The organism is Lawsonibacter sp. JLR.KK007 (assembly GCF_036941135.1).
GTDB lineage: Bacteria > Bacillota > Clostridia > Oscillospirales > Oscillospiraceae > Lawsonibacter.
Genome location: NZ_JAYWSY010000001.1, coordinates 1,317,952 through 1,340,424 on the forward strand (window position 1 = coordinate 1,317,952; position 22,473 = coordinate 1,340,424).

Here is a 22,473-nt window from a genome sequence, read left to right on the forward strand (position 1 = left end):
TGCATCCCTCAGCGACATTGAGGAGTGGATATTTGGGCAGATGCAGCGGGATTACCGGGGTGATAACCTGGCGATGTACTTTCCGCAGGATGATCAGCCCAGCAGAATCGAATTCCATCCCGCACGCGGCGGGGCAACCTTTTGGATCTATATGATTCAGTCCAACGACGGAATTGTTTTCTCAGATGGGAAACTGACCTGCGGACAGAAGTACGCTTCGGAGCGGGTACGTGAATGGCTGAAACACTGTAAGGAACGCAGGGATAAACCCGCATTCCGTTTCGCACAGTAGGGCAAACGGCAGGGCATGGGGGGTCTCTATGCCCTGCCTGCGAAAATAATGACTTGGAGGAAATGCTTATGAAACAGCTTGGCAACTTGGCAATGGTCTGCGCCCAGCGCCCAGAGACGTTAATGACAATCCACAATGGACGGGTGGCAGTCTATGTGAACACAGCCACCGAAGAGGCCGCACTCTCCACCGCCTGGGACAACGATGCGGAGATCAACAGCATCATCCGCGAACTGAATTTCGGCAAGTATGCTTCGGAAAGGAGCTCCTGAACCATGATCCAAAATTTGAGCCAGTTGAAGAAGGCAATCAAAGCCGGCGTGAGGTTTGAAATCATCGACCACTGCCGGATTGAGTGCATCGGCGAGATTCGCCGGGTCACATTGGCGAATACTCAGGGCCTTTACAGCGTTGTGGACGGCCAGCCTGACCACGCGATCAGCAAAGGGAATGACGGGCGGGGCGCTATTCTCACATGGGAAAAGGCCGGCTCTTGGGAGTTCCGGGACGGTCTGTGTACCCAGTATTTTACCCACGAGGCACATACCGCAGAGAATGTCGCCATTTCTTTCCGTATTTTGGAGGAGGCAGCGTAATGGATCAGAACAATCAAAAACCGGTTGAGAAAGTGGCAACGCTGACGGCCCTGCTCAATCAATACCGGCACGAATACTACAATCTGAACGCTCCCACGGTGGACGATGAGGTGTATGACAGGCTCTTTGACATACTACAAAAACTGGAGCAGTCCACCGGCATCCGCATGACCAATTCGCCCACGCAGACGGTGGGTTACCCGGCGGTTAGTTCGCTGATGAAGACCACCCACAATATCCCGCTGCTTTCGCTGGATAAAACGAAATCGGTGGAGGAACTGACAGCGTTTCAAAAGGATCAGCAGATTCTGATGATGCTGAAGCTGGACGGCCTGACGGTCAAGCTGACCTACGAGGGCGGTATGCTGATGGAGGCAGCCACCCGCGGCGATGGCAGCGAGGGGGAGGTTATCTCCCACAATGTGCATGGCATCACCGGCATCCCCGACCTGATCCCCTATAAAGGGCGGCTGGTGGTGGCTGGTGAGGCGTTCATCCGCCCCAGTGACTTTCAAGCACTTCTGGGCTCCTGGCCAGAGGGTGAGGAGAAACCGAAGAACAGCCGTAATCTGGCCGCCGGGTCTATCCGGCTGTTGGACTGCGCTATCTGCAAGGACCGCAAAATCACCTTTATGCCCTTTAACGTAGTGGAGGGCCTGGACGAGTTCACGTTCCGGTCGCAAAAGCTGTCTTATCTTCGGACGATTGGCTTCCAATCCTGCAAGTTCTTGGTCAGCAAATCTGTGTTGAGCCAGGAGGAGGTGGACGGTGCGGTGCAAGCCCTGCGGAAGTATGCGGAGACGTGCGATGTTCCCATCGACGGTATCGTCATGCGCTACAATGACATCGCTTATGCGGAGTCCTGCGGGCGCACAGGCCACCACTATAAGGATGGCATCGCCTTCAAGTTCGCGGATGACCTGTATGAAACGAATCTGCAATCCATCGAATGGACACCTACCCGCACCGGGGAGATCGCCCCGGTCGCGGTGTTTGACCCGGTGGAGATCGATGGGTGCCAGGTAGCACGGGCCAGCCTCCATAACCTCTCCTTCATTGAGAAACTGGAGCTGATGCCCGGGAATCGGGTGCTGGTGAGCAAGCGGAACATGATTATCCCCCAAGTGGAGGAGAATCTGAACCGGGGAACATTCGATATGAACGCCGTTATCCCCGCTCAATGCCCCTGCTGCGGAGAGCCTACCCGTGTCCATGTAAATGATGGAACCAAGACGCTGTTTTGTGACAACCCTGCCTGTGAGACCCGGAGGCTGCGGCAGTTTGTCCACTTCGCCGGCCAGAAAGCCATGAACATCGAGGGACTGTCCGAGGGGACGTTGGAAAAGCTGATTGGCCGAGGATGGCTCCATAGCTACATGGACCTCTACCGGCTGGATCAACACCGATCCGAGCTCGTGAAGATGGAGGGCTTTGGAGAAAAGTCCTGGCAGAACCTGTGGGACGCTATCCAGCGTAGCCGGGACACCACCTTTGAACGATATCTCATCGCCATGGATATCCCTATGATTGGCAACACCGCCAGCCGCGCCCTCGCCAAGCAGTTCCACAGCAGTCTGGAGGAGTTTGAGGCGGCCCTCATGGGCGGCTATGACTTCACCCAGCTCCCGGACTTCGGAGAGACGCTGCACAGCAACATCTATCAGTGGTTCCGCAGCGAGGAGAACTGGTACATCTGGGAGGAACTTCGGACGCTGGTGAACATTCAAGAACCTGCGGCTACGGAGACCACCCAGCCGGCGGACAATCCTTTCATCGGGCAGACCATTGTGGTGACCGGCAAGGTGGAGCCCTACACTCGGGAGGGAATCAACTCGTTGATCGAATCCCTGGGGGGCCACGCCGGCAGCTCAGTGAGCGGAAAGACCAACTATCTGGTCTGCGGCGAGAACGCCGGGAGCAAGCTGGACAAGGCCCGCAAACTGGGCATCACCGTCCTGTCTCCCGCCGAATTTTACCGCATGGCCGGAGTAGCATAAGAAATTGTTGGGGAGAGGACATCTGTCCTCTCCCCAGCGCATATTGCAGGAGGTACGTCATGGAAAAAACTACAGCGTGCCGGTTTTGTGCCAATGCGCACACTGCCCCAGAATTGGATAGCGACAACGATTTATCCTATGTGGGTATTGGAGAATCCGGCAAAGGATATCGGATACTTTTTCGCTCTGGCGCTGGCAGGCCTACAGAATTACTGTTTGAAAAATGGGATGAAAAATCGGGATGGCGTTTGATTGGGTGGTATCAGCCCCAGTATTGTCCTAATTGCGGACGGAAACTGACAGAAAATAAAACTCCCAAAAGCTGTCGGCCTGATTTACAGCAAAAGTCGGCCGGAAAATAAATTGGAGGAAATGACCACATGAAAAGTACTGTTGACGCAAAAGCATTTTCGGCGGCACTGGACAAAGTTAGCAAGGTGCTGCGGAAATCCGCTGTCCCTATCATTGAGCAGATTTGTGTTCGTTTTGAGGGGGACCGCTGTATCTGCACAGCAACGGACCTGATTACCTGGGTGAGCGTAGAACTCCCCGCTCAGGGCGATGTGTTCTCTTTCGCATTTACCAAAACCCGCGATGTGGTAAAAGTCAGCCGTTTCTTTGATGGGAACTTGGTGGTGGAACTGCGGGAACTCGGCGGTGCGAAAAAAGAATCCCCGCGCATCACGCTGACTTGCGGATACCGAGCGGTGGAATACGATGCTTATCCAGGCGACGATTACCCGCCTGCGCCGCAGACTGCGGATGAGGATGTCTTCACCACCAACGCTGGTATTCTTTTGAAACGGGTGTCGCGTGTGTGCTACGCAGTAGACAAGAAAGCCAGCTGGACAGATACTTACCCCATTCAAGCCTGTATTCAGTTCAACGGAACCCAAGTCTATGCGCTGGATGGTGCTCGCGCCGCCTGTGACACGGATGAAACGCTGGTATTTCCCAGGGCATTCCTGTCCCCGTTTGAATCTGTGCGGTATCTGAAACTGTTTGGAGACAGACTGGTATCGTTCCGTTTTGGAAAGAGGAATCTCTGTGTTGCGGACGGCCAAGTGTCTATCATCTGCCCGTTGGTTGGGAAAGAGCCCTTTCATATGCAAAGTGCTGTCCCCAGCCAAATCACGGAGGAGTTTTATGTTCAGCCGAAAGCTTTTCTGGCGGAATTGCGCTACATGAAAGAGTGTGTAGCAAAAATCAAGCTCCCCTACGTGGACTTTATCAATGGAGAAATGTCCATGGCAGACAGCATCCAAAAGTGCCGCACTGCTGTGGCGCTGGAGGGTGAGAGCAAGACACCGATCCTGTTCAATCTCCACCATATGATAGATGCCATTAGGCAGTTTGAAGGTGAGGAGCGTGTGCGGGTAAAAGTCAGCAGTTGTATCGCCCCTTTGATCATAGATGCAGAGGGACGGAGTGACTATGCGCTTGTGTGTCCGATAAAGCCCAAAAAGGCGGATGCGGCATGAGTAAAGCAACCTAGACCCGTGCCTGTGTAAGGAGAAACCGCAATCAAATTTTTGATGGAGGATAAGAGTATGGAATATCGAAACGTATATTTCCGCATTGATAGCCGCTACCAATATGATACGGCCTGGCCGGATGATGACGCCAAAGTCGCCTTTCGGGATGAAACCCAGCGGCTATTTCAGAACGCCGGCTGGGCTTTGCGGCTGGGCTACAATGGCGGCTGCGATGTCGTAACATTGGACCAGCAGGATCTGTATCTGCACCCCATGAATTTCAGCGGCGTGGTGGCAGTGGAGAATGTGCCGAAAATCGAAGCGATGCTGGCACAGGCAAAAACGTTCCGCTGCCGTGGCGTGGATTTCTACGAGACATACCTGGATTTGAGCGATGAGGACTACTGGATCCTGCTGGAATCTAAAAAAGACGAGATCACCGCCGCTATCCTAGATGCCTACCGCACCAAACGCCGGAATCTTTACAAAGTAGGCGAAGTCGCACTAGGTATCGCCCAGCGGTTCAGCGTACACCGCTTATGTGATAAAGAGGGGCATCGGAACAAGGCCAATCTGTATGTCGGCCAGCTGGTGGAGGCCATGATTGAGGACGGTCGGCTGATTACCGCCAAGACGAGAAGCGGGATTGGTATCCGTACTGCGCAGGAAAAGGAGCTGCGGGAGAAACAGATTTCCCTTGTGGACAAGGACTATCTCTCCCGCCTAGTTGGCTGAAGGAGGTGTGTGATGAACAAAGAACGCAGAAAAGCGCTGTCGGACATTATGGAGCAGTTGGAAGAACTGAAATCCAGCGTCGAAGAGATTCAGGAGGATGAGGACGAAAGCCGGGAGAATATGCCGGAAAATCTTCAAGGTACAGAACGGTATGAGCGTTCTGAGGAAGCGAGTGAGAACCTCTCTGATGCGGTCAGCAGTCTGGAAGATTCCATTTCCAGCATTGGAGAAGCAATCGTGGAATGAAAGGAGAAAAATTATGAATAAGGATCAATTCTGGGAGAGTATTGACACCGTTATCGTGGCATATCCCGACCATGATCGGGAGTCTCACATGAACATAATAATAGAAAAACTTCTTAACTACTCGCTGGACGACATTGTGGACTGGCAGATGATGCTGGAGGAATATTGCAACGCAGCCTACCGGCCCGAGGTCTGGTCTGCCGGCCAAGTGCTGGGAGCGGACTATACCGGCGAAGGTTTCATTGATTTTGCCTGCTGGCTTGTCTCCCGAGGGAAAGAGGCGTACATGGACGCCCTGCGAGACCCAGCCACCATGTTTGCGATCCCTCTCAACGGTGAGAGCCCCAACTTCAAGCAGTTCCGCTTCACCGCTTACAACGCCTATGACGCAAAGCTGTTTCATACAGATCCAATGATGTCAGGAAATCTGTTCAAGGCAATGGCGGACCACACATTGGCACCCCAGACTGTAGAAGCCATCCGTCAAGAGATACCCCCCTGCTCCGTCTTTGCCCAGAGTTGGCAGAGACGGCTAAATCCAGGTGCAAGCGATGTCAAGGAGCCGTAGACGATGGCTGAACTGCTGCAAACGAACAATCTGGCCTGCGGCTATGTTTACAAGGGGGATCAGTGTGCGCAGTATGTGTTCCATAATACCCCGAAGAACATCGCGTACTTCCTGGGCAGCCGACCGATGGCCACCAAAATGGTCGTGACTGATGCTCTGGATCGGCTGATCCTGGATACGGTTGGAAACTTCATTGACCAATGCCCGGACCAGGAATTGTTGACAGAGATAAAAAAGGCACTAACCCCCATCCAGACAGGCGAGGCTGAGGCTGAATCCTTTTTCTGCCCCACCCTTGATGAAATGGAGCAGTATTGCAATCAGGGCACCTCATCTCCCGAAGCGGAGATTGGACTGGTAATGATATAAGACACTCTCTGGACTTTAGCGGCAGATCGCAGTATCTGTTGTGTTCACAAATAGAAAGGGGATTTTTTATGAATAAAGAGCAATTCTGGCAGATCATTGACAGTGTAAATCAGGCATCCCCCGCCGCAGATCAGGAAACACGCCTTCGGCGCATAACGGAAGTATTGGGCCAATATCCAACGCCGGATATTATGGACTGGCATCTGATCATACGGGAATATACCCGCGCGGCCTACCGGGATAACCTGTGGCGCGCCAGTTCATGGATTGGCGCCCACGATACTGACGACGGCTTTATAGACTTCCGCTACTGGCTCATCTCCCGCGGGAAAGAGGTTTACATGAACGCTCTGCGGGATCCGGCTTCGCTTACTAAGGTTCCTCTCAACGGGGAAAAGCCCAATTTCGAGTTGTTTGGCTATACAGCGTCGTCCGCCTATGACGCAAAACAAAAGGTCCGCGCTCTTGGACTGAGCAAGCTGTATGACGAGCTGGAGACCCATACGCTGGCCCCAGAGACTGTAGAGGCCATTTGGGCGGAGGTCCCACCGGGCCAGATTATTGGCTCTTTGAACGATAAGGTACAGGAGCCCCAAACCATCAAAGAGCTTCTGGAATCAGAAAACATGGCGATTGGATATGTCTATATGGGCAATCAATATGCCGAATACATGTTTTATAATACTCCGGAGAACATCGCATACTTTCTGGGCAGCCGGCCGAAGGCCAGCAGGATGGTCGTGACCGACAGCCTGGATCAGATGATCCTGGATACAGTTGGCGGCTTTATTAACCGCTGCCCCGATCAGGAGCTGCTGGAGGAGATAAAAAAGACGCTGATCCCCATCCAGACAGGCGAGGCTGAGGCCAAGCCGCTGTTTTGCCCAACTATGGACGAGGTGGATGAATACTGCGATCAGCAGTTACTGGAGGATGATCTATGAGCAAGTTTTATCGCTTTGAGCTGGCCTTTGACGGTCAGCCCCAAGGAGTCGGTTTTTTGCAGGGATTAGAGGATACCGGTCTCCCAAAGTCCACTACCGATGATATCTATCATGAATTTGATTTACTTCCTGCTCAGACATTGGAAGGCCCCAGTCTTCCGGCCTTTTTCTTCACGGACACCGGACTGGACAGGTTTGGGGCTGCGCTGGACCGCATTATCAGCGAGTTGGATGAGATCAACTGGCAGCTCCTTGGTTACATCATGGAAGATGACCTTGCAAATGCTATCTATTACGATGAGTGTCAGGCTGCGTTTGACAGGGAGCACCTCAATACCAGCACTGCCGGTGATCCCATTTCCAGCGTGGCTGAGATTCGGAGAGAGGAGGAAATTCATTGAGCGAGAGAACGCTTATCAAAGCATCTGCCGGTGAGCATTGCATCAGTTTTCGCACCGTCAGCCGCAAGAAGAAGTCTCCCTGGGAGTTTTTGGTCTGCCGGAGCGAGTTGGAAAAGCTGGAGCGCGAAGGAATCGTGATTGCCCAGGATATCCACGGTTTTGTTGCTCTGTCAAGGAATATCCCTGCCGGGACGCTCCGCATGGAGTTTACCTGGCTCCGCAGCGGCGGCAAAAACGAGGTCACAGGTTACAAAGAGGATGTGACCATCCGCTATGATGAGCTGATGACCTTTGTCCACGCCAGCACCCAAGAGGGTGGCCCCACCAAGTGGGCCGCGCTTTCCATCATGGAGAACAGGCTCCCAAGACTGGTATTCTATGACACTGCCGGCCTTCGCAGGTGTCTTGAAAATGTCAAGGTACGCAGAAAGCTGATCCGTTTCCTCCGGGATAACTTCCACTGGCCGGATGTGGACGAGGTTGGGTTCTATCCGGATTTCGACCCATACAGCTTTTTCTTCCGGGAGATTCGATACGGTGCGCCTGGAATTGCCGGCGGACTGATCCTGCACAACCGGAGTAACATGGAAAAAGCATACTACGCCACGCATACTTGATGGAGGTTGATAAGATGGTTGACGTCAAAGGAATTGCCAAATACATGATGGAGACCGGCGTGAAGGAGACCAGCGAGGGAAACTGGTGCTTTCGGCTTGACGAGCTGGACAAACGGTTCGGAACGAATCTGTGCCACGATGCAGGGCTCATCGAGGCTGTGGAAGATGTGCTCTACAAAGTCTACGGAGACGTCATTCTGCATTTGTGCGTGGTAGCCCCGCCGGGGACGCCGCTGACCGAGGATAGAAAAACAAGAGACTGGTGTTGCGCCGGCGAGTGTCCCGGTTATCCTCGCCCAACCGATATGCAGTTCGATATTGACTATGCGCTGGCCTACTGCCCCAATTACGAGTGGCATGACGGTGATGAGTGCGTCTTCGGTTCCTATGAGCAGTTTGAGACACGGGAGGTTAAGCCGCTTCCGGCATTGGAGGATCATCTGGTCTATGTAATCACAGGCGAGTACAACGGCATCCAGGACGAATGTATGGTGTTCCGGCGCGAAGAAAGCGCCATCAGGAAGTTTGAGGAGCTGACCGGCCTCACATGGCAGCAGCACCTTGACGGGGCGTATGAGTATGAGTGCAATACATACTTCTACCGTCTATTCGAGTGCTTCTATGAGGAACGGACAGGACAATAATCAGGAGGTTATATATGGATCAAGATAAATTGAATACCCTGTTCCACAGCACCACGGACGAAAAGTACAAAAAGTTTCTCTGCGACCGTGGCTGGGAATTTGAAACCGAGGCAGAGGTCAAGGCCGCCTATGCGAGGATGAAAAAAGCCTCTGCTGGCGAAGTTCTCACCGAGGAAGAGTTTCTTTTGGAGTTGGAGCCGGGGAATGCGTCCGATTTGGGCAAGCAGCTCTACAACCGACTCTGTGAATTGGTGGAGCAGGGCGCTCTGAAAGCGGGGGACCTCTATCAGTATGCGCGCTTCAAGTGGTGTTTCCGCCACCCGGAGGCGGTCATCGCCTGTGAAGTCGGACGGAACCGCTGGGTGGTCAACAACTGTGGTGAGGCAATCGACATGGAGCGGGCGCAGCAGATCATCAACCGCGAGTGGGGATTTGAGACCGCCCTCGTTGAGATCATCGGTACGCCCTACTATGATGCGACAGACTGGCACTTCATCCAGTTTCGTTGCAAGGGCGTGGAATGGGTCATGTGCAACGATTCCCTGTACCAGATTTACCAGTAGGGACGCCATCGCTGACCGCCAGGGCTGAATCAAAATTTATCGCAAGAATAACCGGGGCGTTGCAGATTTTTCTGCGGCGCCCCGGTTTCTATTGACTCAAATTATTATTGACGGAAAGAGGTTTTTCACATATAATAGTGGTAAGAAAATCTTACAGGAGGGTCTTTTTATGGATGCACAGGTTTTAACGGTTTCCACCAAAGGGCAAATATCGCTCCCAGTAGAAATGCGCCGCCAATTATCCATCAACACAGGGGATCGGCTCGTGGCCTACGCCCACGGTGACACGATCATGCTGAAGACATTGAAACTGCCGACGGTCGATGAGTTTGATGCTATGTTAAAGGAGGCCCAGAGTTGGGCGGCCTCTGTCGGATATAAAGAGGAGGATGTCAACGACATTATCAAAAGCTACAGGAAAGAGAAGCGTGGACAGGCATGAAGATTGTCATTGACACAAATGTAGTGATTTCAGGCACATTCTTTGGCGGATACCCGCAAAGCATCCTCCGTGCTGTTGTAGAAGGAAAGGTCTTGGCCTCCGCAACCACTGAAATCGTAGACGAGTATATGGAGATTACAGAAAGGATGTTGCAGCGTGGGCAAGGACGAATTAGGAAGGAGATCCTTTTTCCGTTTATGGAAAAGTTGCAGCTGATAGAGCCACATTCAGATATCCATGTCAGTCGAGATCCGGATGATGACAAATTCATTTCCTGCGCCAATGATGCCAAGGCACTCTATATCGTCAGCGGCGATGCGGATTTGCTTGTTTTGGGGCGATATGAGAATATTGAGATTATCACAGCAAAAGAATTTTGCGAGCGGTATTTACAGTGACCACAGGGAAAAGATGATAGCAGCGGATTCCTCCGGGCAATGCCTGGAGGAATTTTTTTGTTTTCTCTGTTGAAGAAATCGTACTATTTCCGTATAAAGTGATATAAGCAAAAAAGGAGGAGTACAACTCATGTTAATCGCAATTGACAATGGCAACCGGCTGGTGAAAGGGATCCATTTCGAGCCCTTCATCTCCGGGCTGACAGAGAGCGAGGTGCAGCCTTTCGGTAAGGACGTGCTGAAATACCGGGGAAAATACTATCAGCTCTCAGATCAGCGCATTCCCTATCACCGGGACAAGTCGGAGGACCCCCGTTTCTTTGTCCTGACCCTGTTCGGTATCGCCAAGGAGATCGAGGCTCTGGGCGCATACACTTCCGACTTCACGCACATCCAACTGGCGGTAGGGCTGCCCCCGGCACACTACGGAGCGCAGTATGAATCATTTACCCGATTCTTCACTGGTCGGGGCGCTATCAGCTTTACTTACCAGGACAAGCCCTATGCCATCTGCATTGATGATGTGGCCTGCTTCCCGCAGTCCTACGCGGCGGCGGTGACGATCATGCCGGCGCTTACATCCATCCCCATGGCGCTCATTCTGGATATCGGCGGCATGACGGCCGACTATTTGCGGATCAAAAACGGCGAAGGCGACCTGTCCGTCTGCGACTCCATGGAGAACGGGGTCATCATGCTCTACAACAAGATCATTGCCAAGGTCCGGGCCGAGCAGGATCTTCTGCTGTCCGAGGAGGCCATTGACGCGATTTTGCTGGAGCGGCCCTCTCACGGATTGGATTCTGTGGCTCCGCTGGTGCGTCAAATGGCAAAGGAGTTTGTGGCGGACCTGCTCAGTGCCATGCGGGAGCGGCAGTTGGAGCTGCGGGCTTGGCCGGTGGTGTTTGCCGGCGGAGGCTCTATTCTCCTACGCAAGCAGATCGAAGCCTCCGGCAAGGTGGCTCGCCCCCTATTTGTGGATGATATCCGGGCCAACGCCAGGGGCTACGAGCTGCTCTATAAGCTGTCCAAACACAGCGGGTGATGACTATGGGGGAGAGAAAGCAGCCAGGCCGTTTCACGGTCCAGTTCAACATGGAGGATCCCCAGCAGCGGCAAGTGGCCGAGGAGTTGTACCGGCAGGGCCGCCGGAAAGCACAATTCCTCACCAGCGCAGTCATGCTCTACACGCAAAGTCCAGGCAGTGCCGTTTCAGCCGGTATTGATATGGAAACCCTGAAACGGGTGGTGCAGGAGGTACTACGGGATAGCAGTCAACAGCCCGGTGCAACGCAGCGTATACCAGAAGATTCGCCACCAGAACCGGGACAGGTTCCGAACGAGTGGGACGCCTCCGCAGCAGATAGCGCCTTTGCCGCGATGTCCAATACACTGGCGGCATTCCGGCAGAAATGAAAACCCCGGGTCACGGCGACAGCCATGACCCGGGGTTTTGCGTAAATTTGATATAGGGCAGACAGAGTTATTCACCAAGAGAAATGCCCAGAGCCTCTGCAATCTCCTCCGGGGTTTTCCCGGACTTCTGTGCCTGCTTCAAAATGGCCTCCAGCTTCTGCTTCTTTGTCATGCGGGGCTTACGAGCAGGTTTGGGAGCAAGGATGGCTTTTTTCTTTTCCTCCAGCTTCTTGATCTTGGAGCGAACTGCCTCGATCTTCTGGTCGTACTCCGCTATGACGGTTTGTTTCTTCTCCTCATAGCCGGCAATCACAGCCTCCTGTTTGCTGATTTGCTCATCGACAGCCTCAGCCAGTTGCTGTGGAGTGCGGCGGACACGTCTGGTCTCGTTTTCAGCCATTTTCTTGGCCTCCCCATATAAAGTATGACTGAATGATAGCATACTAGGCACTAAATTACAAGTATTTTAGCCATAAAATACAGTATCAATACCTGTCGCCGTTATCACGCAATTTTCTGTTCACCCCAGCGAATCTGGAAATGGCCGTCTTCGTCTAACTCCCGGCGCATCAACAGAGACAGCAAGTCATAATTGATTCCGAACTTCTCGTAGATTTCGTCCAAGTCAGTATCTTGCCCCTTCATAAACAGGTTCAGTTTCTCCTTGACCAGCACCATCTGCATGAGATTAGATTCCAGACTGCCAGCGTAGGTAAGGAAATAAATATCCTTGTATGCCGTGGAGTTGTAACGAATAAAGCGCATATAAAATTGGCTCATTGCGGCGTTGTTGTAGTGCAGTTCCGGGATGATAATGCGGTTGACATACTCGAAATTGACGCTGCTGGGTAAGCTCTGCTGTGTGCAAAGCAGTATGCCATTTCCGCTGTCCCTGAGCGTTTTACGGAGCGTGCGGCGCTTTGCGAAAGAGACGGTTGCACCGGTAACAATAAACAGCGGCCTGTCCGGCAACAGTTCCCGAAAGGCTTCAGCGTAGCGATCCAGCACGACTTTGTGACGGACACCAATCGCCACGATCTCGTTCGGCCATTGGGCGGCCATTTCTACAGCGGTCAGGATCTTTACCGGCGTATCACCCGTGTACTCGCTCAGAGAATTGGGGGCGGCACTGACCCGGAGCAGCAAGGTGATCTGCTGCATCAGGCGGAGCATGGCATCCTTACGATGGTTTCCAGTAGAGGCAAAGTAGTTCCTTTGAACAGCGTGAAACTCCCTCATGACTTTCCCGTAGACCTCCCGCTCCTCCGGGGCGAACTCTACGGGAACCTGATGGATGCGCCGGATCTCTTTCCCGGTTACCTCCTCGAATGTACGAGTGATGACCGTTTTCCCCAGGATATCGCTGAGCACATCAGAATTGAAGATGTCCTGTGTCCGCTCGCCAATCCCAAACACTGTGGTCTTTTCCGGCAGATGGCTGGCGGAGAATAGCCTATACCCCCTCTTATATGCGGGAATGGGTTCTCCATAATAGTCATTTGGTTTGGACTCCAACGCATCGGATTCCTTATCGTAGTGGTAAAGCCGCTCGCACCACGAGATCATGTTAATGGAGTTATTATAGAGCAGCTCCATCTGCGGGGCAAACTCCGAAATGTTGTTGCGGGTGCTGGTGCCGGTGGTGAGCAGCTTAGTCCGACAGCGCCGAAAGCAGCCCAACGCAGATTTTGCCCGTACCGTATCAGGATTGGATATCTCGTCGCTCTCGTCCAGCACCAGGCAGACCTTTTGATTGTGCCGTTTGATCCACCGTTTGATGTGCCGTTGGATCTGACCCAGCTTGTTGAGTGTCAGCAGCACAAAGTCGCCGGGCTGGATGCGCTCCAAATCGGCCAACCGCTCCACAAACACATAGCTGAGGCCATAGTTCTTCAAAACGACATCCCAGTTATTTCGGATAGAAATAGCTGTGGATACTACCCAGGTTGAATGAATGTGCTGCCGCTCCATACGGTACATCCCTATGGCGATCCCGGCCAGTGTCTTTCCACTGCCCTGCTCCCACTGGAGCATCCCGTACCGCTTTTGCAGCATGAGATTGATGTCGTGCTGCTGGATATCGTTGAGTTGGATAATCTCCTCATTCTCCGCATCCCACAGGTTGAAATTTTTCAGCCATGCGCCGATTTCCGCGTCCTCGTCCATCTCGGCAAAAGGCTGATTTTGGACATCATACTCCTTGCGTTTCCTTTGCAGCAGTTTGGAAAATGGTGGGTAGTCCTCCGGCCTGTTGTCGATCACCGCCTGATAAATCGGTACTGGCTTGCGCATGGTCTCTGTCATCTGCCGCCGCACCTTGGCGCTGTAGCCCTTATAAACAAGGTTTCCCTCCTGCTTTACCAGAGTAATGACATCGCGCTCAGGAGGTTTGTTCTGTTTCCGCAGGGCTAACCGCAAGTAGGCCAGCACCTTTGCCTCTGTGAGCCTGGTTTGGAGCCACTTCTCATAGGACATATCCTTTGGTTGTACCTGGGTATAAAAACGGTGAATATACTCGCAGCACTTCATGTATTTGTCCCGGACAGCGGGATGGGCCTTGATCTGATACAGCAGTTTCTGCGTTTCATACGTAAAATTTTTAGAGGTGTCGTGCTCCTTCGCCAGCTCCAGCAGTACATGGGACTTGTTTTTCTCTAAATCGGCTTTGGGAAGCATCAGGATATGTTGGTAAATCCACTGCGCCTCCCGCTCCACAGCGAAGTCGGATTCCAGTATTCTTATTGTCTCTGTTTCATAGTGCTTGGCCGTCCATCCATCCGCTATACTCTTCTTCTGCCAGAACTGGAGCTTGGTTGCAAATTTCTCCACGCCGAGGTAGGAAAAGGCGTCCTCCGGCAAATTTACCTGTCCCCAAAAACTGAACCGCGCTTCCATATCATGGATCATCTTCTTGTCCATAAAGGCATCGGCCAGAAAGGATTTTGGCGTGATTAGAGCCAGGATACCCAACGGTTTCAGCAATTCAGCGGCCTTGATACAGTAGAACATCTGAGACAGCAGTTCCTCTCCGTTCTCTATCCGCCAGCGCAGGTGAAACGGAGGATTGCCGACCACATAGTCAAAGCGCAGTTCCGGCTGGTAAGTGCGGATATCCCCCAAGGTCAGGTTCGCCGCAGGGAACAGGAATCGCGCCACTTTGTATGCCTTGGGGTCAAGCTCACAGCCGTACAGATTGGATTCCGCCGGGAAGAAGTTGAAAAAGCTGCCCTTACCACAGGTGAGATCGGCTACCAGATCGTAGTTTGACGGACTCAGTGCGGCGGCCACCAGCTGGCAGAGTTTCGACGGAGTAAAGAACTGACCGTTCTCGATCTCCTTTTTCGCCTCACTATAGCTGTGGTAATCATCATAGCCGCTCCGCTCTAATCCGTGCAGCCCGCCATCGCCGGTATAGGCGCTGTAGATATCCTCGCCAGTAATACCGGACTCTTGAGCTGTGCCGCTGTCAATCAGGTACAAGACTTTCTCATTCAGCATTTTCCGTTGCTCTCGGCTAAACGCTTTTTCCTGATATTGATATTTCATATTGTGCCTCCGTCAGCATACTGTCCCAAGGTATTTTTCGATAAATTCCTCGGCGTACCGCTCACTGGTAAACTTCAAATCCACCCGTCCATTTTTGAACATCTTCAAATGCTTGACTTTCTCACAGGTGGTAAACTCCACCAAATCGCTTTCCGAATCTCGATAGCCGATCAAATCGGAAAAACCCAGCGGGAACAAATTATGGACGCCAGTCTCATAATGGGCGAGGCCACACAGGATATTCTTCATACTGTCCTGAACGGTCCATTGATCGCGCATCCAACACTCATGCTTGCAGAAATACCCGGAAAAACGAATGGTGTCCTTTTTGCGTTCAAATTCCGGCTCTTGCTTATAGGTGTTCCAGGCTGCGTTGTGGCACTTTTCGTACAGTTCCTGAAATGCCTGCTCGGCAAAGCTCCGGCCATCCAGCCGGAGGATGATCTGATCGACAATATCCGAATACCGCACAGACAAACTCTGCATCTGCTTATGATATTCCCTCATGGCTTCCTTGCTGTCCCGCCAGCGATCCGGCTCTTTCGGCAGAAGGGCTTCTTTCACGTCCGAGACACTGACCGTCACATGGTAGGTTGCATTGAAGTAGTGGACAACCGTTCCGATGAAGTCACTGTGGAGCGCCTCAATGTGTTTTTTGATTGCGTCCTCCGAAATAGAGAGACCATCCCTCGCAACCAGATAATTGTGATAAAAAGTGCCCTGCTTATCTCCCAGCAGTTCATCCTGCTGTTTCTGCATATCCGCCCAAACAAATATCAGTTCTTTGAACATACTGACGGCCGCTTTATAGGCAGCCTGATGCTGCTCGCAATAAAATTTATCCTTTTCTGAAATACGATTATCGGCCTTGACCTCCACCGCCGCGAATTTTTCCAATAAATCCATAATGTCCTCCTAAAAATAGCTGTTCAGGGAATCAGTATTCTCAACTGATTCCCTGAACAGCACGGTTCATTGTGGTATTGCTATATTAAGACGGATTTGAATTCGCTCACAACCTACCGTCTCCGCTCTGAAGTGCATAGTCCGCACAGCACTCGATCACATCCCTGATGGTGTCCATGTGGCCGCAGTTGTCCCGTTTCTGCCAGTCCTTATACACATCAGCCAGAGGGCAGGGGGACTGCAAAAGCGCCTGCACCTCTTCCTCGGAAAGAATGTCCTCTTCCATAGCAATCAGAATGTCTTCCCGGATGGTATATTCGTAGGCATGATCCAGAATTTCTTGCGCCGGCAGGGATAGCAGCCACTCCCGATAGATGCGCTGTTCAGCAGACATCTTTTCATACAGCGCATTATTTTGTTTCTCAGCGTCCATACTTATCGCTCCTTTTTCAGCTAAAATCAGCCGCCATTTTCGACTTCCTGATATGTGATGTCAATGGGCTTATCAGTAAGAACCCCAATATATCGCTTGAACATTTCCTGAAGCCGCTCCTCAGTCAAGCTGCGCTCAACCTCTGAAAGCTTCCACGGATAGGACGGCTCATAGATCAGATACTTGTCGCCATCCTCACTATCGCAGGCCAGCAGATCGAGGCCTTCCACTTCCAGGATCACTTCTTTCAACAGCGCAGCAAGTTCCATACAGCAGTCCTGATCGAAGCCCATATAATCGTCCCAGACAGGGTCCTCAATTTCTGAATCTGCCAGCCATTTTTGCATCTGGGCGTTAAACTCCGGTGCCAGCGCCAACAAATTCTTCAGCCGTTCAATACTTCGCTCGGTTATGTCATCCGTACAGATCCCGTAGCCATAGTTGTGCCATGAGATATAGCTCATAGTCAGCACTCTCCTTCCTGATAGTCATAGTCGATGCACCCATCGTCATCTGTGATACGGGGCTTGCGCTCATGCACCATGGCGAACCGGCATTCACCACCACGATTGAATTGGCAGGTACGGGATTCGCACTCAATGCAGAGCTGCTTCAGATAGACGAGTTTGGCTACCCCCTCCGTCCGGTCGATACCGTCAGAGTACAGCAGATGACCGATGCCCTTGCTGTGCCGGCGGTCAAACCAATGCCAGATCTCATCCCGGCTGACGCCCACGCCCCAGCCCATGAACGGCTCCAAAAGCCGCTCGGTCTCTGGATCCATCGTAACATCTGCCAACTGGCTCCACAGCTCCTCCAGCGCCTCATCACGGTCACGCAGCGTTTCAATTTCGGTGAGTCCGTCATAGATGGTGGAGTAGTCGCCGTTGTCGATACGATCCGCCTGATGCAAAGCATTGAGATGGTTGAGCGCCTCGATTTTGATATCACTGTTCATGCTTGTCCTCCTGTTTTTTTCGCTTTGGCGGCCAAAATCTGATTACGGATCTCATAGATTCGTGCAACCATTTCCTCCTGGGTCGCGCAGTTCACACACTCATCCCGCTGATCCTGCTGATTTGCGGAAAGATCACGGATGGAAATGTGGTATGTATCCTTCACGCCATACCCACCATCTACACAAAACCAGAACCGTTTGCCCAGCGCCGCACTCTCTGCAACGATGTTCATTTTGTGGAACCGGCTGATGCTTCCGGCCTGGCAGAAATCATCAAACCCAGCCTCATGGATAGCCTTCCTGATTTTCAGGTACTTTCCATCAAAATCTGTGTATTCCATGTAAGTTCACCCTTCCACAACACTGTTCTACAGGTTAAATTCGATATCGCCGGTTTCGTACGCCGTACCATGCTCCCGGTTGTACTCCTCGACAGTCGTCTCGGGAATGTAAGTGTCGCCGTCCGGCATAAACCGGCCCTCCGCGATAATCTTCCGGAGCAACTCCTCGGCCATGCCATCGTTGGCAAAGATAACAGTCTCCTCGGCTTCAGTAATGCGGAGACCTACACCCAAGCGCATCCATAAATGTCTCTCCATATCACACCTCAGCAAACATCTCAAAGGTGTTAAGTGCCTCGGCCCAACTCCGGGTGATGACCCGGTTCTTGTCGCTCACCGGTCCAATGGTCTTCTGTACGCAGTATTCGCTGTCAAGCGGGAATAAAATTACGTTGCCGCGTCTGAACGTATCACCCTGGCACATCGCTATACTGGCCTCCAACTTATCTTCATTGGTCAACAGCATTTTGAGCTCTCCTATTCTGTAAGTTTTTGATTTCTCACTGTCAGCAGGACACAGTTAAAATCCATTCCAGATTTTCTGCTCCCGGTAGACAAAACACTCGGCATCATCACAGTCCGCAGGCGTCAGATCCTTGATCCGCTTCCGGCTTCGGGAAATAAACAGGTCTGAATCCATTGGTGGCTTTGGTGTCTTATCCCGCAGCAATTCATCGACCATGACCAGCTGCGCATACTCCTCGGGCAGGTTCTCCCGCAGATAGCGGAAGAAATAGTTCCGATGAAACGGGCAAAAGGTGCAGGCCGAAGCCCTTGTCTCCAGACCCCATACATCCCGTATATAGGCGTAGTTGTCCGCCCGAACCAGTTTCATTTCCACCAGAGGGTAATGATTGACAAACATCGGGTTAGTGCTCTCCTTGCATCGTTTTTGCTCCTCGTAGCTGAAGCCCATGTGCATCTCATGGGCTTTGCGGTCCTCCGGCCGGAGACGCTGGCCTTTTCGATAGCCAAGGACTTCCCAGCGCACATACTTTGCAATCACCTCGATCTTATAATCGATGGTGCAGTTTCGAGGCATTTTGGCCTTGTGCCCGTCACCTCGCAGTGTCCACCATGGAATACTGACTGTGCGCCGTTCTCCAAAATTCCGCATGAAGTCCTCATGGAGCGGGGAGTCAAGAATTTTGAAGGAAATCTTAACCTGCTCACAGGCATCTTGCGTGAACATCACCTGATCCATCACCCATGACGGCTCCATACCCAAATCGCAGAAGATCACCAGGTCATAAATGGGGACATCTGGATGCGGCATGGGTTGACCTTTCTTCAGGGATAAAGAGTTCTCACAAGACATCAGGGCCAGCGCCGTGGACTGCATCCCCGCCCCGAAAGACAGGATCTTCATGGCGCGTACAGTACCCAGCGCAGCTTATTGCCCGCCGGATACCGCTCCGTGCCTCTTGGCCTGGATGGGGAATCCCACCCGCTGTCTGAACCTTTCACAACACCGTCCGGCTGAAAGCCAACAGCCCGCAGGCTGCTCCCGCTTTCATCCGGCAGGGTGTAGGTCAGAAAGCGGCGATATCCCATCTCACGCCCAATGCGGATGGCCCGGGCGTAGAGATTGCTGCACACATCGGCGTAACGCGGGTCGGTACAGCAGCGATTGATCTCCAGGGTCTCGCCGTCCATCTGATGCCGCGCCTTCGGTATGCTCGCCACGGCCACGCCCACCGGCTCCGGTTCCCCGGCTGCACGCAGGCAGACGGAAAACTTGTGAATACTCGGCCCCGCGTTGTGCCGGTGGTGTCGGTCAATGTAGGTGCTGGCCTCTTTCAGCGTGATCGGTTCCGCCTCCAGCTTGGCAATCAGGGTGAAGGAAGTCCCGTCTACCCGATAGAGCCGGCCGTAGCCGTCCTCGGTGTCTGTAAGTACATAATCCCCACATTTGTGTCGTACCGGAAGGGTCTGCTGTCTCCGCTTATCCTTCAGGCGCATAGCTCGGGGCGGCTGGGAGGCTAAGATACTGTCAATGCTAACCGGCAGTTCAGGGGCCGCTTTCAGCACCGGGTTTTCCGTCGCCCATTTGGGATGGCTGCAATGAAAGGCACGCAGACGATAGGGCATCCTCCACTGCATCATATCCATCAGGTGCTCAAAGGCAGTATCGTCCAAAATTGCGGAACAGCGATAGGAGCACCTGTCTATTTGCGCCAGAAACATATGGCTATCCATTCTGGTCTCTCACCTTCCTTTATTGAATTTTCTGGTAAAAGTCAAACTGATTCAGGCCAGGAAAGTTATATCCGTATCCCTTACACCACTCTGAATCCCTGTTCACACAGGTTTTACATTGAATGCTGTTGGCCTTTACATTTTTGCCTATCCCATTTCCGCCAGCATTTGCGCTACACTTTGCTCCGCATCCTGTTTTGTAGGTTTTATATTGTAGCTCTCGTTGGCAGTTGCTTCCGTACACGCCAAAAATAGCTGTTTTACAAATGACTCAGGCAGTTCAGCGGCAAACCAATATTTCTCTCCATCTATGCCAGCATAATAGATATTGCCTGGATGTTTCACAGACAGCTCTGTATCAACAACCACGTAAAATCTTCTTTCCTCAAGAACATAGGTCACACAGATGCCAAAACAATCCGGATCGAAGTTGTTTCCGTCTATCTGCTGCGCTTCCTCTTGTATTGACTGAGGTACACCGGAAATATCTACCCAAAAAGTGATCGCATCACTCTCGAAATTGCAGTGCTCAACTTGTATGATCTCCAAAAGGTTTCCTCCTTCGTTTCGGTAAATTGCCAATCAAAGACTACTCACATCATTCATCACTTTTGATGGAATTGCCTTCTTGCTCAAATTGACAGAAATCTTCATCACAGGTGAAACACTGATATTTGTAGCCCGGGAGCAGGCTGGGAAACAGCGGACTCTTGCAGCGCACGCAGGTTCCACAGCTTTCCAGAAACTTCATGTGTTCCATCTCTTCATTCGTGCAACCAGCGTCCCATAGAACCTTTTTGGCGTATTCCATGTTGTCAAAGACGCAGACTCCGCCCTCGTTGTCCAGCACAAATTCCATTTCGCTGTTGATGGTGATGCCGCCCACAGGGCGACATACGACAATCTTGCTCATTATCATTCCTCCCAAAGATAGGCAGAGGATGGACGCGACGGCCACCCTCTGCTTGTCATATCGCTGGCGGTCCCCCGGCAGCAGTCAAAGTACAATCATGCTGAGGTACTCCACATCCTGTCGGGAATCGGGAAGTTCCCTTTGCAGCAAAGCGGCAACAGGTTCCAGTTCGGGGCGGTCGGCCATGTACGCAAGGATACGCTGCGTATCGACTGCAGCCACCATTTCCAGAGCCTCCATTCGCTGCGGCGTTGGAGACCAGGTATAAACGCCGTTGGTAATCTGAACCGCGCCGTTGTCATCCACGAAAATGAACCCATCCCAGCCGGCGGTTTTGTGGCGGCAGAGGTTGACAAGCCTCATTCCAACACCTCCCCAGCTTTGGGATAGTTCTCCATATATGGGCGGCTGTCCACCTCTCCGGCAAAGTTGATCCCCTGATAAAAACACCGGTTTCCACGGTTGGTAAAGGTGGCATAGGTGGGCCGAAACTGTCCTGTACGGGTATCCCGCTCATGACAGTAGGGTTCACCCAGTTGGAAACCGGCCCAGCAGTCCTGTCCGCCGTTCAAACTGATAGGTGGGAGAACACTCAGATAGCTCTCATACTGCTCCGCAGTGATCTCCTGTCCCCGCTGTGCGGTAGAGATATCAAAGTTGCTTTTGAGGGGACAGTCCGCAGCCGCGCAGTCCTTGCCGCGGTAACACGGCGTTCTGTCGCCTCCCTCATAAAAGGGGTAGCAATGGCGCAGTCCATGTCCTTTCAGAATCTGCTCGGCCGCGTCAATGATCTCGCCGATGTAGGACATATCCCATTCAAGAGCCTTTTCACCCGGATCGGCCTCCTTTGCGGCAATCGCACAGGCCAGCTGATAAGCTGCATTGTCGATAAGGTCGTTCTTGGCGGTGAGAAAGGTTTCAAATCTCCCGTCCACAATAAGCACCCTCTTTCTTAAATCGCGGTTTGCTCCGCATCAAAATTCATCCTCATCCATAAGGATTTCGGCAATGGTGACAGACGCCGCACAATTCAGCTTCACCTTATCGGCCAGCTTCTTGAATGCGGCACCGATGCCGGCGTTGCCATCCACAGACACGGTATATCCCCGCTGGCTGCCGTCAACGCTCCGCACGATCACAGCATAGCGGCAGGGCTGGTGTTCCTTCTCGAACTCCTCCCGCGTCATGCAGTCCACCATATCCTTGCCGCAGTTGGGGCAGGCGGTAAAAGTGTGGCCGCAAATCTCCTCATCGTGGAGCACATCCGAGGTAAAATACTCACCGCAGGCGTCACACTGGACAATCTTGCTGCTGTCTTGGGCGGCGTCCGCGCAGGTATCGCAGACACGGAACTTTTTCCCCTCAATACTGCGATTGATGGGGCGCATATCCCAGATGGGGAACGGCCGCTGGCAATACGCACAGGTATAGTTGTTTTCCTTTTCCATGATAATCGCCTTTCTGTGTTGTTTTG

At 52.4% G+C, this 22,473-nt stretch carries 35 protein-coding genes; 19 read left to right on the forward strand and 16 right to left on the reverse strand.

Going from position 1 to position 22,473, the window contains the following annotated elements; all coding sequences use genetic code 11:
• Positions 1 to 40: 40 nt before the first annotated feature.
• The 19 genes from VV088_RS07265 (at position 41) to VV088_RS07355 (ending at position 11,703) form a co-directional block, all read left to right on the forward strand.
• A complete protein-coding gene (locus VV088_RS07265) occupies positions 41 to 292 on the forward strand; it encodes a hypothetical protein (RefSeq protein ID WP_334600085.1) in 252 nt (83 codons plus the stop codon).
• Positions 293 to 360: 68 nt separating this feature from the next.
• Positions 361 to 564 carry a hypothetical protein gene (locus tag VV088_RS07270; RefSeq protein WP_334600086.1) on the forward strand — a complete coding sequence of 68 codons (204 nt, stop codon included), beginning with the start codon at positions 361 to 363 and terminating at the stop codon, positions 562 to 564.
• Between the two features lie 3 nt (positions 565 to 567).
• Positions 568 to 888, forward strand: a complete 321-nt coding sequence (locus VV088_RS07275; protein WP_334600087.1) for a hypothetical protein — start codon at positions 568 to 570, stop codon at positions 886 to 888.
• Positions 888 to 2,885: an NAD-dependent DNA ligase LigA gene (gene ligA, locus VV088_RS07280; protein ID WP_334600088.1), complete on the forward strand. Its 1,998-nt coding sequence runs from the start codon at positions 888 to 890 to the stop codon at positions 2,883 to 2,885. The genes VV088_RS07275 and ligA overlap by 1 nt, the downstream gene beginning before the upstream one ends.
• 59 nt (positions 2,886 to 2,944) lie before the next feature.
• Positions 2,945 to 3,247, forward strand: a complete 303-nt coding sequence (locus VV088_RS07285; RefSeq protein ID WP_334600089.1) for a hypothetical protein — start codon at positions 2,945 to 2,947, stop codon at positions 3,245 to 3,247.
• Between the two features lie 18 nt (positions 3,248 to 3,265).
• The gene (locus VV088_RS07290) at positions 3,266 to 4,366 is read left to right on the forward strand and encodes a hypothetical protein (protein WP_334600090.1); all 1,101 of its coding nucleotides are present in this window, start codon (positions 3,266 to 3,268) and stop codon (positions 4,364 to 4,366) included.
• Between the two features lie 69 nt (positions 4,367 to 4,435).
• The gene (locus VV088_RS07295) at positions 4,436 to 5,095 is read left to right on the forward strand and encodes a hypothetical protein (RefSeq protein WP_334600091.1); all 660 of its coding nucleotides are present in this window, start codon (positions 4,436 to 4,438) and stop codon (positions 5,093 to 5,095) included.
• Between the two features lie 12 nt (positions 5,096 to 5,107).
• Positions 5,108 to 5,341 (forward strand): hypothetical protein, encoded by a 234-nt coding sequence (locus tag VV088_RS07300; RefSeq protein ID WP_334600092.1) that lies wholly within the window; start codon positions 5,108 to 5,110, stop codon positions 5,339 to 5,341.
• Between the two features lie 13 nt (positions 5,342 to 5,354).
• Complete coding sequence (locus tag VV088_RS07305; RefSeq protein ID WP_334600093.1) at positions 5,355 to 5,909, forward strand: DUF4240 domain-containing protein; 555 nt, start codon at positions 5,355 to 5,357, stop codon at positions 5,907 to 5,909.
• A 3-nt stretch (positions 5,910 to 5,912) separates the two neighbouring features.
• The gene (locus VV088_RS07310) at positions 5,913 to 6,278 is read left to right on the forward strand and encodes a resolvase (RefSeq protein WP_334600094.1); all 366 of its coding nucleotides are present in this window, start codon (positions 5,913 to 5,915) and stop codon (positions 6,276 to 6,278) included.
• Between the two features lie 68 nt (positions 6,279 to 6,346).
• Complete coding sequence (locus VV088_RS07315; protein WP_334600097.1) at positions 6,347 to 7,222, forward strand: DUF4240 domain-containing protein; 876 nt, start codon at positions 6,347 to 6,349, stop codon at positions 7,220 to 7,222.
• Positions 7,219 to 7,623, forward strand: coding sequence for a hypothetical protein (locus VV088_RS07320; protein WP_334600098.1), 405 nt, complete (start codon positions 7,219 to 7,221; stop codon positions 7,621 to 7,623). The genes VV088_RS07315 and VV088_RS07320 overlap by 4 nt, the downstream gene beginning before the upstream one ends.
• Positions 7,620 to 8,240 (forward strand): hypothetical protein, encoded by a 621-nt coding sequence (locus tag VV088_RS07325; protein WP_334600099.1) that lies wholly within the window; start codon positions 7,620 to 7,622, stop codon positions 8,238 to 8,240. Before VV088_RS07320 ends, VV088_RS07325 begins: the two co-directional genes overlap by 4 nt.
• Before the next feature lie 14 nt (positions 8,241 to 8,254).
• A complete protein-coding gene (locus VV088_RS07330) occupies positions 8,255 to 8,884 on the forward strand; it encodes a hypothetical protein (protein WP_334600100.1) in 630 nt (209 codons plus the stop codon).
• Positions 8,885 to 8,898: 14 nt separating this feature from the next.
• Positions 8,899 to 9,447 carry a hypothetical protein gene (locus VV088_RS07335; RefSeq protein WP_334600102.1) on the forward strand — a complete coding sequence of 183 codons (549 nt, stop codon included), beginning with the start codon at positions 8,899 to 8,901 and terminating at the stop codon, positions 9,445 to 9,447.
• 169 nt (positions 9,448 to 9,616) lie between these two features.
• Positions 9,617 to 9,889: an AbrB/MazE/SpoVT family DNA-binding domain-containing protein gene (locus tag VV088_RS07340; protein ID WP_334600103.1), complete on the forward strand. Its 273-nt coding sequence runs from the start codon at positions 9,617 to 9,619 to the stop codon at positions 9,887 to 9,889.
• Positions 9,886 to 10,287, forward strand: coding sequence for a putative toxin-antitoxin system toxin component, PIN family (locus VV088_RS07345; RefSeq protein WP_334600104.1), 402 nt, complete (start codon positions 9,886 to 9,888; stop codon positions 10,285 to 10,287). Before VV088_RS07340 ends, VV088_RS07345 begins: the two co-directional genes overlap by 4 nt.
• A gap of 130 nt (positions 10,288 to 10,417) precedes the next feature.
• Positions 10,418 to 11,332: a ParM/StbA family protein gene (locus VV088_RS07350; protein WP_334600105.1), complete on the forward strand. Its 915-nt coding sequence runs from the start codon at positions 10,418 to 10,420 to the stop codon at positions 11,330 to 11,332.
• A 5-nt stretch (positions 11,333 to 11,337) separates the two neighbouring features.
• On the forward strand, positions 11,338 to 11,703 hold the full coding sequence (locus tag VV088_RS07355; RefSeq protein WP_334600106.1) for a hypothetical protein: 366 nt from the start codon (positions 11,338 to 11,340) through the stop codon (positions 11,701 to 11,703).
• 67 nt (positions 11,704 to 11,770) lie between these two features.
• Here the strand turns inward: VV088_RS07355 and VV088_RS07360 are convergent, their stop codons facing one another.
• The 16 genes from VV088_RS07360 to VV088_RS07435 all read right to left on the reverse strand — a co-directional run bounded on the left by VV088_RS07360 (position 11,771) and on the right by VV088_RS07435 (position 22,447).
• A complete protein-coding gene (locus VV088_RS07360; protein WP_334600107.1) occupies positions 11,771 to 12,103 on the reverse strand; it encodes a hypothetical protein in 333 nt (110 codons plus the stop codon).
• A 104-nt stretch (positions 12,104 to 12,207) separates the two neighbouring features.
• Positions 12,208 to 15,201: an N-6 DNA methylase gene (locus tag VV088_RS07365; protein ID WP_334600108.1), complete on the reverse strand. Its 2,994-nt coding sequence runs from the start codon at positions 15,199 to 15,201 to the stop codon at positions 12,208 to 12,210.
• A 60-nt stretch (positions 15,202 to 15,261) separates the two neighbouring features.
• A complete protein-coding gene (locus VV088_RS07370) occupies positions 15,262 to 16,155 on the reverse strand; it encodes a hypothetical protein (protein WP_334600109.1) in 894 nt (297 codons plus the stop codon).
• Between the two features lie 106 nt (positions 16,156 to 16,261).
• A complete protein-coding gene (locus VV088_RS07375) occupies positions 16,262 to 16,588 on the reverse strand; it encodes a DUF3848 domain-containing protein (RefSeq protein WP_442913120.1) in 327 nt (108 codons plus the stop codon).
• Between the two features lie 26 nt (positions 16,589 to 16,614).
• Positions 16,615 to 17,052 carry a hypothetical protein gene (locus VV088_RS07380; protein WP_334600110.1) on the reverse strand — a complete coding sequence of 146 codons (438 nt, stop codon included), beginning with the start codon at positions 17,050 to 17,052 and terminating at the stop codon, positions 16,615 to 16,617.
• A 2-nt stretch (positions 17,053 to 17,054) separates the two neighbouring features.
• Positions 17,055 to 17,546, reverse strand: coding sequence for a hypothetical protein (locus VV088_RS07385; RefSeq protein ID WP_334600111.1), 492 nt, complete (start codon positions 17,544 to 17,546; stop codon positions 17,055 to 17,057).
• A complete protein-coding gene (locus VV088_RS07390; protein ID WP_334600112.1) occupies positions 17,543 to 17,887 on the reverse strand; it encodes a hypothetical protein in 345 nt (114 codons plus the stop codon). Before VV088_RS07390 ends, VV088_RS07385 begins: the two co-directional genes overlap by 4 nt.
• Positions 17,888 to 17,914: 27 nt before the next feature.
• The gene (locus tag VV088_RS07395) at positions 17,915 to 18,145 is read right to left on the reverse strand and encodes a hypothetical protein (protein ID WP_334600113.1); all 231 of its coding nucleotides are present in this window, start codon (positions 18,143 to 18,145) and stop codon (positions 17,915 to 17,917) included.
• Between the two features lies 1 nt (position 18,146).
• A complete protein-coding gene (locus VV088_RS07400; protein ID WP_334600114.1) occupies positions 18,147 to 18,353 on the reverse strand; it encodes a hypothetical protein in 207 nt (68 codons plus the stop codon).
• A gap of 54 nt (positions 18,354 to 18,407) precedes the next feature.
• The gene (locus VV088_RS07405; protein ID WP_334600116.1) at positions 18,408 to 19,163 is read right to left on the reverse strand and encodes a hypothetical protein; all 756 of its coding nucleotides are present in this window, start codon (positions 19,161 to 19,163) and stop codon (positions 18,408 to 18,410) included.
• Between the two features lie 89 nt (positions 19,164 to 19,252).
• On the reverse strand, positions 19,253 to 20,086 hold the full coding sequence (locus VV088_RS07410) for an XF1762 family protein (protein WP_334600117.1): 834 nt from the start codon (positions 20,084 to 20,086) through the stop codon (positions 19,253 to 19,255).
• A gap of 147 nt (positions 20,087 to 20,233) precedes the next feature.
• Positions 20,234 to 20,635, reverse strand: a complete 402-nt coding sequence (locus VV088_RS07415) for a hypothetical protein (protein ID WP_334600118.1) — start codon at positions 20,633 to 20,635, stop codon at positions 20,234 to 20,236.
• A gap of 49 nt (positions 20,636 to 20,684) precedes the next feature.
• Entirely contained in the window at positions 20,685 to 20,999 is a 315-nt protein-coding gene (locus VV088_RS07420; RefSeq protein ID WP_334600119.1) for a hypothetical protein, read from the reverse strand.
• An 84-nt stretch (positions 21,000 to 21,083) separates the two neighbouring features.
• On the reverse strand, positions 21,084 to 21,362 hold the full coding sequence (locus tag VV088_RS07425; RefSeq protein ID WP_334600120.1) for a hypothetical protein: 279 nt from the start codon (positions 21,360 to 21,362) through the stop codon (positions 21,084 to 21,086).
• On the reverse strand, positions 21,359 to 21,934 hold the full coding sequence (locus tag VV088_RS07430) for a hypothetical protein (protein ID WP_334600121.1): 576 nt from the start codon (positions 21,932 to 21,934) through the stop codon (positions 21,359 to 21,361). The genes VV088_RS07425 and VV088_RS07430 overlap by 4 nt, the downstream gene beginning before the upstream one ends.
• A gap of 39 nt (positions 21,935 to 21,973) precedes the next feature.
• A complete protein-coding gene (locus VV088_RS07435; protein ID WP_334600122.1) occupies positions 21,974 to 22,447 on the reverse strand; it encodes a hypothetical protein in 474 nt (157 codons plus the stop codon).
• Positions 22,448 to 22,473: the final 26 nt, after the last annotated feature.

What these genes read in the sequence shown, in the direction of transcription:
- VV088_RS07265 (WP_334600085.1), top strand. Translation starts at nt 41, where the DNA reads ATGCAGCGGGATTACCGGGGTGATAACCTGGCGATGTACTTTCCGCAG.
- VV088_RS07270 (WP_334600086.1), top strand. Translation starts at nt 361, where the DNA reads ATGAAACAGCTTGGCAACTTGGCAATGGTCTGCGCCCAGCGCCCAGAG.
- VV088_RS07275 (WP_334600087.1), top strand. Translation starts at nt 568, where the DNA reads ATGATCCAAAATTTGAGCCAGTTGAAGAAGGCAATCAAAGCCGGCGTG.
- ligA (WP_334600088.1), top strand. Translation starts at nt 888, where the DNA reads ATGGATCAGAACAATCAAAAACCGGTTGAGAAAGTGGCAACGCTGACG.
- VV088_RS07285 (WP_334600089.1), top strand. Translation starts at nt 2,945, where the DNA reads ATGGAAAAAACTACAGCGTGCCGGTTTTGTGCCAATGCGCACACTGCC.
- VV088_RS07290 (WP_334600090.1), top strand. Translation starts at nt 3,266, where the DNA reads ATGAAAAGTACTGTTGACGCAAAAGCATTTTCGGCGGCACTGGACAAA.
- VV088_RS07295 (WP_334600091.1), top strand. Translation starts at nt 4,436, where the DNA reads ATGGAATATCGAAACGTATATTTCCGCATTGATAGCCGCTACCAATAT.
- VV088_RS07300 (WP_334600092.1), top strand. Translation starts at nt 5,108, where the DNA reads ATGAACAAAGAACGCAGAAAAGCGCTGTCGGACATTATGGAGCAGTTG.
- VV088_RS07305 (WP_334600093.1), top strand. Translation starts at nt 5,355, where the DNA reads ATGAATAAGGATCAATTCTGGGAGAGTATTGACACCGTTATCGTGGCA.
- VV088_RS07310 (WP_334600094.1), top strand. Translation starts at nt 5,913, where the DNA reads ATGGCTGAACTGCTGCAAACGAACAATCTGGCCTGCGGCTATGTTTAC.
- VV088_RS07315 (WP_334600097.1), top strand. Translation starts at nt 6,347, where the DNA reads ATGAATAAAGAGCAATTCTGGCAGATCATTGACAGTGTAAATCAGGCA.
- VV088_RS07320 (WP_334600098.1), top strand. Translation starts at nt 7,219, where the DNA reads ATGAGCAAGTTTTATCGCTTTGAGCTGGCCTTTGACGGTCAGCCCCAA.
- VV088_RS07330 (WP_334600100.1), top strand. Translation starts at nt 8,255, where the DNA reads ATGGTTGACGTCAAAGGAATTGCCAAATACATGATGGAGACCGGCGTG.
- VV088_RS07335 (WP_334600102.1), top strand. Translation starts at nt 8,899, where the DNA reads ATGGATCAAGATAAATTGAATACCCTGTTCCACAGCACCACGGACGAA.
- VV088_RS07340 (WP_334600103.1), top strand. Translation starts at nt 9,617, where the DNA reads ATGGATGCACAGGTTTTAACGGTTTCCACCAAAGGGCAAATATCGCTC.
- VV088_RS07345 (WP_334600104.1), top strand. Translation starts at nt 9,886, where the DNA reads ATGAAGATTGTCATTGACACAAATGTAGTGATTTCAGGCACATTCTTT.
- VV088_RS07350 (WP_334600105.1), top strand. Translation starts at nt 10,418, where the DNA reads ATGTTAATCGCAATTGACAATGGCAACCGGCTGGTGAAAGGGATCCAT.
- VV088_RS07355 (WP_334600106.1), top strand. Translation starts at nt 11,338, where the DNA reads ATGGGGGAGAGAAAGCAGCCAGGCCGTTTCACGGTCCAGTTCAACATG.
- VV088_RS07360 (WP_334600107.1), bottom strand. Translation starts at nt 12,103, where the DNA reads ATGGCTGAAAACGAGACCAGACGTGTCCGCCGCACTCCACAGCAACTG.
- VV088_RS07365 (WP_334600108.1), bottom strand. Translation starts at nt 15,201, where the DNA reads ATGCTGAATGAGAAAGTCTTGTACCTGATTGACAGCGGCACAGCTCAA.
- VV088_RS07370 (WP_334600109.1), bottom strand. Translation starts at nt 16,155, where the DNA reads ATGGATTTATTGGAAAAATTCGCGGCGGTGGAGGTCAAGGCCGATAAT.
- VV088_RS07375 (WP_442913120.1), bottom strand. Translation starts at nt 16,588, where the DNA reads ATGGACGCTGAGAAACAAAATAATGCGCTGTATGAAAAGATGTCTGCT.
- VV088_RS07380 (WP_334600110.1), bottom strand. Translation starts at nt 17,052, where the DNA reads ATGAGCTATATCTCATGGCACAACTATGGCTACGGGATCTGTACGGAT.
- VV088_RS07385 (WP_334600111.1), bottom strand. Translation starts at nt 17,546, where the DNA reads ATGAACAGTGATATCAAAATCGAGGCGCTCAACCATCTCAATGCTTTG.
- VV088_RS07390 (WP_334600112.1), bottom strand. Translation starts at nt 17,887, where the DNA reads ATGGAATACACAGATTTTGATGGAAAGTACCTGAAAATCAGGAAGGCT.
- VV088_RS07395 (WP_334600113.1), bottom strand. Translation starts at nt 18,145, where the DNA reads ATGGAGAGACATTTATGGATGCGCTTGGGTGTAGGTCTCCGCATTACT.
- VV088_RS07400 (WP_334600114.1), bottom strand. Translation starts at nt 18,353, where the DNA reads ATGCTGTTGACCAATGAAGATAAGTTGGAGGCCAGTATAGCGATGTGC.
- VV088_RS07405 (WP_334600116.1), bottom strand. Translation starts at nt 19,163, where the DNA reads ATGCCGCATCCAGATGTCCCCATTTATGACCTGGTGATCTTCTGCGAT.
- VV088_RS07410 (WP_334600117.1), bottom strand. Translation starts at nt 20,086, where the DNA reads ATGGATAGCCATATGTTTCTGGCGCAAATAGACAGGTGCTCCTATCGC.
- VV088_RS07420 (WP_334600119.1), bottom strand. Translation starts at nt 20,999, where the DNA reads ATGAGCAAGATTGTCGTATGTCGCCCTGTGGGCGGCATCACCATCAAC.
- VV088_RS07425 (WP_334600120.1), bottom strand. Translation starts at nt 21,362, where the DNA reads ATGAGGCTTGTCAACCTCTGCCGCCACAAAACCGCCGGCTGGGATGGG.
- VV088_RS07435 (WP_334600122.1), bottom strand. Translation starts at nt 22,447, where the DNA reads ATGGAAAAGGAAAACAACTATACCTGTGCGTATTGCCAGCGGCCGTTC.